This is a genomic window from Streptomyces polyrhachis, from assembly GCF_042663125.1.
Classification (GTDB): Bacteria; Actinomycetota; Actinomycetes; order Streptomycetales; family Streptomycetaceae; genus Streptomyces; species Streptomyces polyrhachii.
Genome location: NZ_JBHSZO010000041.1, coordinates 41,984 through 49,574, shown reverse-complemented (window position 1 = coordinate 49,574; position 7,591 = coordinate 41,984). Strand labels below are relative to the sequence as shown.

Sequence of the window (7,591 nt, the reverse complement as noted above, 5' to 3'; positions counted from 1 at the left end):
CCCACAGTCCAACATCATGCCGCATCAGCGAACGACCACATGAGACATCCTCTAAAGATGGTGCTGTGCGGGAGATGAAGGACTTGTAGCCCTTCGGAGCCGCCCTGAACTACAGCCGGTTGTTCACGTGACGTGATAGTGGTCGGACTCGTTGGGGGCGTATGGGGCTGATGCTGCCGCCGGGTCTGGTCCGGCGTGATGAGTTGACCGTGGACGAGGTCCGGTGCTGGGATGCGGATCTGGAGGCGCTGTGTACGTCGGTGGACGATGTTTTTTGCCGGCCGGCCTGACTCTGCTGCTCAATTCCGTGTGGGGTGAGGGTGCAATGCCACTTAGCGCAATTGATCATGCTGCTGTGGGGATGTTGTAGATGTGCGTGGCGGGCGGGCCGGCGAAGCAGGATCCGGTGTCCTCGGATCGTTTGACTCGGTAGCTGTTGTGGCGGGCGCGCTTGATGACGCGGGGGTAACTGCATTGAGCCTTTTCCATGCTCAGTTTGAACCTGAATCCACCGCGTAGAATTCGGTGAGTAGATTTCGGGGCTTCGCGCGGTGGATTTCTGCTGGTGGGCAGGGGTGGGTGCCGGATGCCCGTTCCGGTGGCGGGGTCTCCGAGTTCCTTCGCAATCGTGGGCAGCCAGGTCGGTCCGCCGGTCAGGTCTTCAGGCGGTGCCCGACGGCTGTCCACAGGTTCTCCAAGGCGTCCTGCCAGGGCCAGTATTCAGGGAAGTGCCAGGTCAATGCGCACGCCCCGTTGGCCAAACGGGCAGGGACATGGAGGAGTTGACGGCGTATGGTGCCGGTCCTGGCGCGGGCGTGGAAGGCGGAGACCAGGGTGCCGAGTGTGCGGGTGAGGTTGTGGGCGAGCGCCGCGAGGGTGAGCCAGGCGGCGTTCGCGGTGAACTTCCCCGAGGGCAGGTGCCCGAGTGAAGTTCATCCGCGCCGCAGGCACCGCCGCCCGGGCCGCCGTCGCACCATGGCAGGAAGCACTGGGCGAGGCACGCTTCAGCGAGCTCGTCGCCGATCTGACCCGGATCACACCGCCAGGGCCGATCCGCCCTGCCTGGTGAATCGGTAGCCGCCGGCCCGGACTGCCACAGGTCGCCAAGGAAGGAGCCAGGGCCGCGAATTGCGCCTCAGCAGCCGACTCTGCGGGGTTGACGGGGCCCATGGACCCAACCAGCCGCAGCGCCGCGTCGACGGCGACCTCGCCGGCACCGGACTGCCCGACCGGCCCGTTCTCCGGGGACGTTTCGCTCGACCTCCAGGACGATCGTCAACTACCCGGGGCTGAAGTGTCCTGGGCTTGCCGCTCGGGTCATCACTGGCTGTGATGGGTCCGGCTGCGTCCGGCTCCCACGTAAGGGGCGTGAGGGCCGGGGCCGTTGACTGGGTCGGACGACAGGGCCACCCGCCTGGTGTACGACCAGGTCACCGCGGTCATCAGGGCCGGGATGGCGAACAGCGGGGCGAAAGCGAAGCCCCAGACGGTCTGGGGCGTACCGCTGGACATGTATGTCTGGCTCTCGACGGTGAAGGCGACCGCGAGCTGCCACAGTGCTACCGCAGCCAGGACACCCGAGGCGGTCCAGGCCAGTCTGGTGAGGGTTCGGGGGCTCAGCGGGCGCCACCGGTCGCTGACGAGCAGCAGCGGAAAGAGGGCGGCCAGCTCGGCGAGGACGGAGAGGCCCACGACGTAGGCGATGCCCCAGCCCGGGATGTCGAAGACGTCGCGCAGCACCTGGTCGCTGTAGCCCACGTAGACACCGGATGCCATGGCGATACGCCACAGGCCGGACGGGACGGCGCACAGCGCAACGGCGTGGGCGGCTCGACGGGCCCAGACGGGCGCGGATGCGAGGGCGGGGATCGGGGCGGTCGCTGTCGTCATGCCGTCCATGCTGGCCCTGACGCGGCGGCCACACGTCGTCCGCTACGGCGGACCGCCTCCCCCCTGCGGCGGAGGGCGCATCCGCCGAAGGAATGCCTGGGAGGGTCTCGGAGCGTGCCACCGGGCGCGCCCGGCGCGACCGCGAGTCCGCCCCACCTCACCGAAGAGGACTTCCCTCCCGAACCCCGCCCCGGATCCAACCGGCCCCAGCGCGCCGGGTGTTCACCGCCGCACCTCCGTCAAGCGGGCGAAGACCACCACGTTGCCCTCGTAGCCCCCCTCCTTCGTGTAGTCGCCGCCGCAGGTGATCAGGCGTAGTTCCGGTTTGCCCTTCTCGCCGTAGACGCGGGCCGCGGGGAAGGTGTCCTTTCGTACCGCCTCGATGCCGTAGACCGTGAAGACCGCCGTGCTGCCGTCCTTGCGGGCGATGTCGATGTGCTGGCCCGGTTGCAGGGTGCCCAGGGAGTAGAAGACCGCGGGGCCGGTGGCGTTGTCGACGTGGCCGTCGATGACCGAGGTGCCCTGTTCGCCAGGGGTGGGGCTGGTGTCGAGCCAGCCCGCCAGGTTGCGGCGCTCGGGGGGCGGGGCCTCCACCCAGCCCTCCTTGTCCGTGCTGACGGGGGTGAGGCGGGCTGCCACCTCGATGGCCGGGATGCGGATGGCGACGGGCCGGGAGGAGGGCAACGGGTCGGGCGCGGCGGGGAGTTGGCGCGCCGCCGCTTCGTGGACCGGGTCGAACACCGCCGCGTAGGCGTGCGCCGGCTGCGGTGGGCCGCCCGTGCCCAGGCCGTGCTGGACCAGGTACACGCCGATGAGCAGCGCCACCACCAGCACGCCCCACACGCTGCGGCGGCGGTACGCGTCCTCGCTTGCCCGCACCGTTCCCCTCCTGCCTCGTCCGTCGCTCAGGCGTGGGGGCTGGTACGGCGGCGCATCAGCCACACCCCGCCGCCCAGCGCACCCGCGATCAGGGCGGTGCCGGCCGCGAGTTCGGCGGGGCTGGAGCCTGCGACCGCGCCGCCCAGACCGGCCTTGACGCCCTTGTGGACGGGGGCGGGCTTGACGCCCTCGGCGATGGTCAACTGGGTGGTGCCCTTCTCGCCGTTGCAGTCGAAGGTGACCTCGTACTGGGCGCCGACCTTCGCCTCCTGGTCGACCTTCGCGGTCGCCGGGCGGCCCTCGTTGAGCTGGACGGTGTCGAAGACACCCGAACTCACCGACACCGTCGGGACCTCGCAGCCGTCGGAGCTGAGGGTGACGGTGCCGCCGGGGGCGACCGTGCTGGGCGAGACCGAGAAGCCGAAGGAGGTGATGTTGTTGTTGCCGTCGTCGGCGAGGGCGGCGGGGGTGGCCAGCGCGAGGGTGGCGGCGCCGGTGAGCAGGGTTGCGGTAGCGACGCTTATCGCGCGCATGGGAGTCCTCCAGGTCTGCGGGGAGGGCAGCATTCGCGGGGGTTTTGTCCGTGAATTTCGTGAAATGCACTGCCTCGTGCTTGACGCTAGTGGGAGGGGCGAGCCGTCGCGACCCGGCAGGGGCGATGGGGTGGCGGGCGTCCTACTCGGCGCAGGGCAGGAGCGCCCGTACCGCGAAGCCGGAGGTGTCCGTGCGCGGGCCGGCGTCCAGGGTGCCGCCGACGCTGCGGGCGCGCTCGCGCATCCCGACCAGTCCGAAGCCGGGTGCCCTGGGAGCGGGTACGGGGGCTGGTACGGGGGCCGGTACGAGGGCTGGGGCGCCGTCGTCGAGGACCTCGACGCGCAGTGCGCGCGCCGCATGGTCCTCAACGACGGTCACCTCGATACGCACCGAAGTGCCGCCGTGCTGGACGGCGTTGGTCAGGGCCTGCTGCACGATGCGGTACGCCGCCGCGCCCACCGCGCCGGGCACACGGGCCCGGGTGTCGACGGACATCGACACCGTGGCCCCGGCCAGTTCCGCCACCCGGCCCAGCTCGGCCAGGCCCGTCAGGCCCGGGGGCGGGGCGCCGTCCTCGTCGGCGCGCAGGACCTGCAAAGTGCGCCGCAGTTCGCCGCGCGCCTCGCGGCACGTACCGGCGATGCCCTCCAGCGCCTGCGCCACCGCCGCGCGGTCCAGGCGCTCGGGGTCGGCGGTCAGGACGTGGGCCGCCGCGGAGGTCTGCACGCCGATCACGGTGATGCTGTGCGCGAGGAGGTCGTGCAGGTCGCGGGCGATGCGCAGGCGCTCCTCGGCGACGCGGCGGGCGGCGGTCTCCTCCTTCGTACGCTCGGCGCGCTGGGCCCGCTCGACGATCGCGCCGACGTAGGCGCGGTGGACGCGCACCGCCTCGCCGGCCAGCGCGGTGGCGACGATCCAGCCGGAGATCCGGGCCAGTTCCATGCCCCGGTGCGGGTTGATGAGGCTCATCATGACCACCGACAGGGCGAGCAGCCCGGGGACCACGGCGAGGGTGCGCCGCCGGGGGCCGGCGACCGCCAGGGAGTAGATGGCGACGATCGTCACCGCGATGAGCGCCGAGTGGGCGTTGTCCAGGGCGTGGTAGGCGCCCTCGGTGAACAGCAGCGCCACCAGGACGCCCAGCGGGTGGTGCCGCCGCCAGGCGAGGGTCAGCGCCGACAGCCCGTACAGCGTCCAGCCCAGCGCGTCGGGGGTGTGCGCGTTGTCGCCCTGGGCCACGAAGGCCAGCGGCAGCGACAGCACGCCGAGCAGCGCCGCGAACAGCCAGTCGCGGCCGGTGGGCCGGGCGGCGCGGGGCGCGCGATGGACTCTGACGGTCAGCACGTCCGCCATCCTCCCTGATCAGGGTGTCAAGTCGGCACCCCCGCACAGGAATTGCGGCGCCCTTCCCACGTCGGGGGCGGGCACGCCCCGTTGACGCCCCCTTACGGCCGCGGCCCGATCTTCAGGTCGAAGTCGCCGTCGTACTTCTCGTCGCCCTCCGTCACCGCGCGGCCGACCGCGTCCTGGGCGGCCTCCTCGCGCATGATCAGCGGGTCGTGGTGCAGGTCGCGCATGAGGGCCACGCACATGCCGAGCATCACCAGGACGAAGGGCGCCGCGACCAGGATCGTCAGGTTCTGCAGGCCGGCGAGGGCGTCTCCCTTGCCGTCGCCGATCAGCAGCATGATCGCCGCGACCGCGCCGGTCAGCGCGCCCCAGAAGATCACGACGGGGCGGCTGGGGTGGAAGGAGCCCCGCTGGGAGAGGGTGCCCATGACGATGGAGGCGGCGTCGGCGCCGGAGACGAAGAAGATGCCGACGAGGATCATCACCAGCAGGCTCGTCACGCCGGTGACCGGGTACTCCTGCAGGACGCCGAAGAGCTGCGCCTCGGGGGTGTCCTCCCCCGCCAGCTTGCCCTGCGCGTCCAGCCGCATCGCCGTACCGCCGAAGACCGCGAACCAGACGAGGCTGACGACGCTGGGGACGAGGATGACGCCGCCGACGAACTGGCGGATGGTGCGCCCGCGGCTGATGCGGGCGATGAACATGCCGACGAAGGGCGTCCAGGAGATCCACCAGGCCCAGTAGAAGACCGTCCAACTGCCCAGCCAGGCGTGGATGTCCTTGCCGCTGGTGGCCTCGGTGCGCCCGACCATCTGCGGCAGTTCGCCGAAGTAGGCGGCCACCGAGGTGGGCAGCAGGTCCAGGATCAGCACGGTGGGGCCGACGACGAAGACGAACACGACCAGGATGATCGCCAGCACCATGTTGATGTTGGACAGCCACTGGATGCCCCGGTGCACGCCGGAGACCGCGGAGAGGACGAACGCGCCGGTCAGGACGACGATGATGGCGACCAGCAGTCCGGTGCCGGCGTCGTCCATCCAGTCCAGCTCGGTGAAGCCGCTGCCGATCTGCAGGGCGCCCAGGCCCAGGGAGGCGGCGGAGCCGAAGAGGGTGGCGAAGATGGCGAGGATGTCGATGAAGCGACCCGGGCCGCCGTAGGCGCGCTTCTCGCCGATGAGGGGGACGAAGACGGCGCTGATGGTCTGGCGGCGCCCGCGCCGGAAGGTGGAGTACGCGATGGCGAGCCCGACGACGGCGTAGATCGCCCAGGGGTGGAGCGTCCAGTGGAAGAGGGTGGTGGCCATCGCGGTCTCCATCCGCTCGGCCGAGTCCCGCGGGTGCGTGCCGGGGGGCGCGGTGCGGTAGTGCGCGAGGGGCTCGCTGACCCCGTAGAACATCAGGCCGATGCCCATGCCGGCGCTGAACATCATCGCCACCCACGAGACCGTGCGGAACTCCGGGCCCTCGCCGTCGCGGCCCAGCGGGATGCTGCCGTAGCGGCTGATGGCGAGCCACAGCGCGAAGACGACGAAGGCGGAGGCGGCGACGGTGAAGGCCCAGCCGCCGTCGCGGATCAGGCCGTCCAGGAGGCTGTCGGCGGCGTCCTCCAGGCTGGAGGTGCCCGCGATCCCCCAGATGACGAACCCCACGGCGAGCGCCGCGCTCACCCCGAAGACGATCCGGTCGGTGCGGGGGCGCTCGGTCTCCGCGGCGCGCACGGGTGCGCCCTGGGCGCCGCTCGCGGCATCGCTCGCGGCGTTCTTCTCGGGCGGGGGCTCGGGGGGCGGTTCGTGCTGGGACACGGGGGGCCTTTCGCTTGGTTGCTACGAGGAGCGCTACGAGGACCGCTGCGAGGACCGCTGCGGCGCCGCGACGGCGCCCGCGCCGGTCTGCCCGGGGCGGATGATGTGGCGGCGGCGCAGCAGGAGCGTCAGGACGCCCGCGGCGGTGACGCCGGCGAAGTTGATGAGGAGTTGCAGCAGCGACTCGCCGCAGCGGTGCCAGTCGCGGCCCACGGCGGCCAGGACGGCGAAGCCGGCGGCGGGGACGGTGGTGACGGAGATGAACACCCCGATGAGCGGGCCCTGCTTCTCGGAGGTGAGGGCGAGCATGCCGGCGGCGCCGGCGAGCAGCGCGACGATCAGGGAGAACGGGCCGACCTGGTAGATGAAGGCGACCTGCTGCAGGTGGCCCAGGTCGCCGGGGTCGTAGAGGCCGGCGGCCTTGGCGATCTCGGCCAGGACGAAGGTCACCAGCATCGCCAGGGGGAAGCCCACCCCCAGGGCCAGGAGCGCCTTGACGGCCAGGGTGCGCTGGCGGCCGACGACGGCGACGGCCAGGGCGGCCAGCGGGCCGAAGTCGGGGCTCACCACCATCGCGCCGACCAGGGTGATGGAGGAGTCGGTGATGACGCCGACGGCGGACAGCAGGCAGGCGATGGTGAGGAAGGAGAGGTAGACGGTGCCGAGCTGGCTCTCCTCGCCGGTGGTGGCGACCAGTTCGTCCCAGATGACGGCGTCGTCGTCAGCGTCGTCCTGTGCGGCGCGCCGGGCGTCGTCGGCGCTGTCGGAGATCAGGGCGCCGATGGGGCGCAGGCTGACCTCGCCGGTGCGGGCGACGCCGTGTCCGGCGAGGTCGTTCATGAGCTGCTCGGCGGCGGCGCGCGGGACGACGGCCTCGATGACGTCGCCGACGGGGCGCTTGCCGATGCCCTCGGCGTAGGTGAGGTGGGCGACCCCTGGGTGCGTGTCGAGGAGTTTCAGCACGGCGGGGCTCTGCTGGGATTCGCAGACCACTCTCAGTTGCATCACGTGGTCCAGCATGGCCAGCGGCCGCGCTTCCCACCCGAAATCGTCGCCAAACGGACTACCCGGCACCGTCCCGGAGGTCCGGCACGGCATTCTTCAGGTTTTTCACACTTTTGCGGCGTTCCCAC

At 71.3% G+C, this 7,591-nt stretch carries 8 protein-coding genes and 1 pseudogene; 1 reads left to right on the top strand and 8 read right to left on the bottom strand.

Annotation, left to right across the window (positions count from 1 at the left end; translation table 11 throughout):
* Nucleotides 1-345 precede the first annotated feature (345 nt).
* Nucleotides 346-489 carry a hypothetical protein gene (locus ACFQLX_RS21920; RefSeq protein WP_386417709.1) on the bottom strand — a complete coding sequence of 48 codons (144 nt, stop codon included), beginning with the start codon at nt 487-489 and terminating at the stop codon, nt 346-348.
* A gap of 164 nt (nt 490-653) precedes the next feature.
* Nucleotides 654-932: pseudogene (locus ACFQLX_RS21915) on the bottom strand (transposase); the annotation flags it as partial.
* Here ACFQLX_RS21915 and ACFQLX_RS21910 point away from each other — a divergent pair.
* The gene (locus ACFQLX_RS21910; protein WP_386417707.1) at nt 926-1,069 is read left to right on the top strand and encodes a hypothetical protein; all 144 of its coding nucleotides are present in this window, start codon (nt 926-928) and stop codon (nt 1,067-1,069) included. The pseudogene ACFQLX_RS21915 and the gene ACFQLX_RS21910 overlap by 7 nt on opposite strands.
* Before the next feature lie 251 nt (nt 1,070-1,320).
* On the opposite strand, the gene ACFQLX_RS21905 is transcribed toward ACFQLX_RS21910, so the two are convergent.
* The 6 genes from ACFQLX_RS21905 to ACFQLX_RS21880 all read right to left on the bottom strand — a co-directional run bounded on the left by ACFQLX_RS21905 (nt 1,321) and on the right by ACFQLX_RS21880 (nt 7,463).
* The gene (locus tag ACFQLX_RS21905) at nt 1,321-1,890 is read right to left on the bottom strand and encodes a hypothetical protein (RefSeq protein ID WP_386417705.1); all 570 of its coding nucleotides are present in this window, start codon (nt 1,888-1,890) and stop codon (nt 1,321-1,323) included.
* 222 nt (nt 1,891-2,112) lie between these two features.
* Nucleotides 2,113-2,769, bottom strand: a complete 657-nt coding sequence (locus ACFQLX_RS21900; protein WP_386417703.1) for a class F sortase — start codon at nt 2,767-2,769, stop codon at nt 2,113-2,115.
* 26 nt (nt 2,770-2,795) lie between these two features.
* Nucleotides 2,796-3,302: a hypothetical protein gene (locus ACFQLX_RS21895; RefSeq protein WP_386417702.1), complete on the bottom strand. Its 507-nt coding sequence runs from the start codon at nt 3,300-3,302 to the stop codon at nt 2,796-2,798.
* Between the two features lie 142 nt (nt 3,303-3,444).
* Nucleotides 3,445-4,656, bottom strand: coding sequence for a sensor histidine kinase (locus tag ACFQLX_RS21890; RefSeq protein ID WP_386417700.1), 1,212 nt, complete (start codon nt 4,654-4,656; stop codon nt 3,445-3,447).
* A 92-nt stretch (nt 4,657-4,748) separates the two neighbouring features.
* Nucleotides 4,749-6,374: a BCCT family transporter gene (locus ACFQLX_RS21885; RefSeq protein ID WP_386417721.1), complete on the bottom strand. Its 1,626-nt coding sequence runs from the start codon at nt 6,372-6,374 to the stop codon at nt 4,749-4,751.
* A gap of 117 nt (nt 6,375-6,491) precedes the next feature.
* A complete protein-coding gene (locus ACFQLX_RS21880; RefSeq protein WP_386417720.1) occupies nt 6,492-7,463 on the bottom strand; it encodes a DUF389 domain-containing protein in 972 nt (323 codons plus the stop codon).
* Nucleotides 7,464-7,591: the final 128 nt, after the last annotated feature.

Coding starts and splice junctions, on each gene's coding strand:
- ACFQLX_RS21920 (WP_386417709.1), bottom strand. CDS start 489: ATGGAAAAGGCTCAATGCAGTTACCCCCGCGTCATCAAGCGCGCCCGC.
- ACFQLX_RS21905 (WP_386417705.1), bottom strand. CDS start 1,890: ATGACGACAGCGACCGCCCCGATCCCCGCCCTCGCATCCGCGCCCGTC.
- ACFQLX_RS21895 (WP_386417702.1), bottom strand. CDS start 3,302: ATGCGCGCGATAAGCGTCGCTACCGCAACCCTGCTCACCGGCGCCGCC.
- ACFQLX_RS21890 (WP_386417700.1), bottom strand. CDS start 4,656: ATGGCGGACGTGCTGACCGTCAGAGTCCATCGCGCGCCCCGCGCCGCC.
- ACFQLX_RS21880 (WP_386417720.1), bottom strand. CDS start 7,463: ATGCAACTGAGAGTGGTCTGCGAATCCCAGCAGAGCCCCGCCGTGCTG.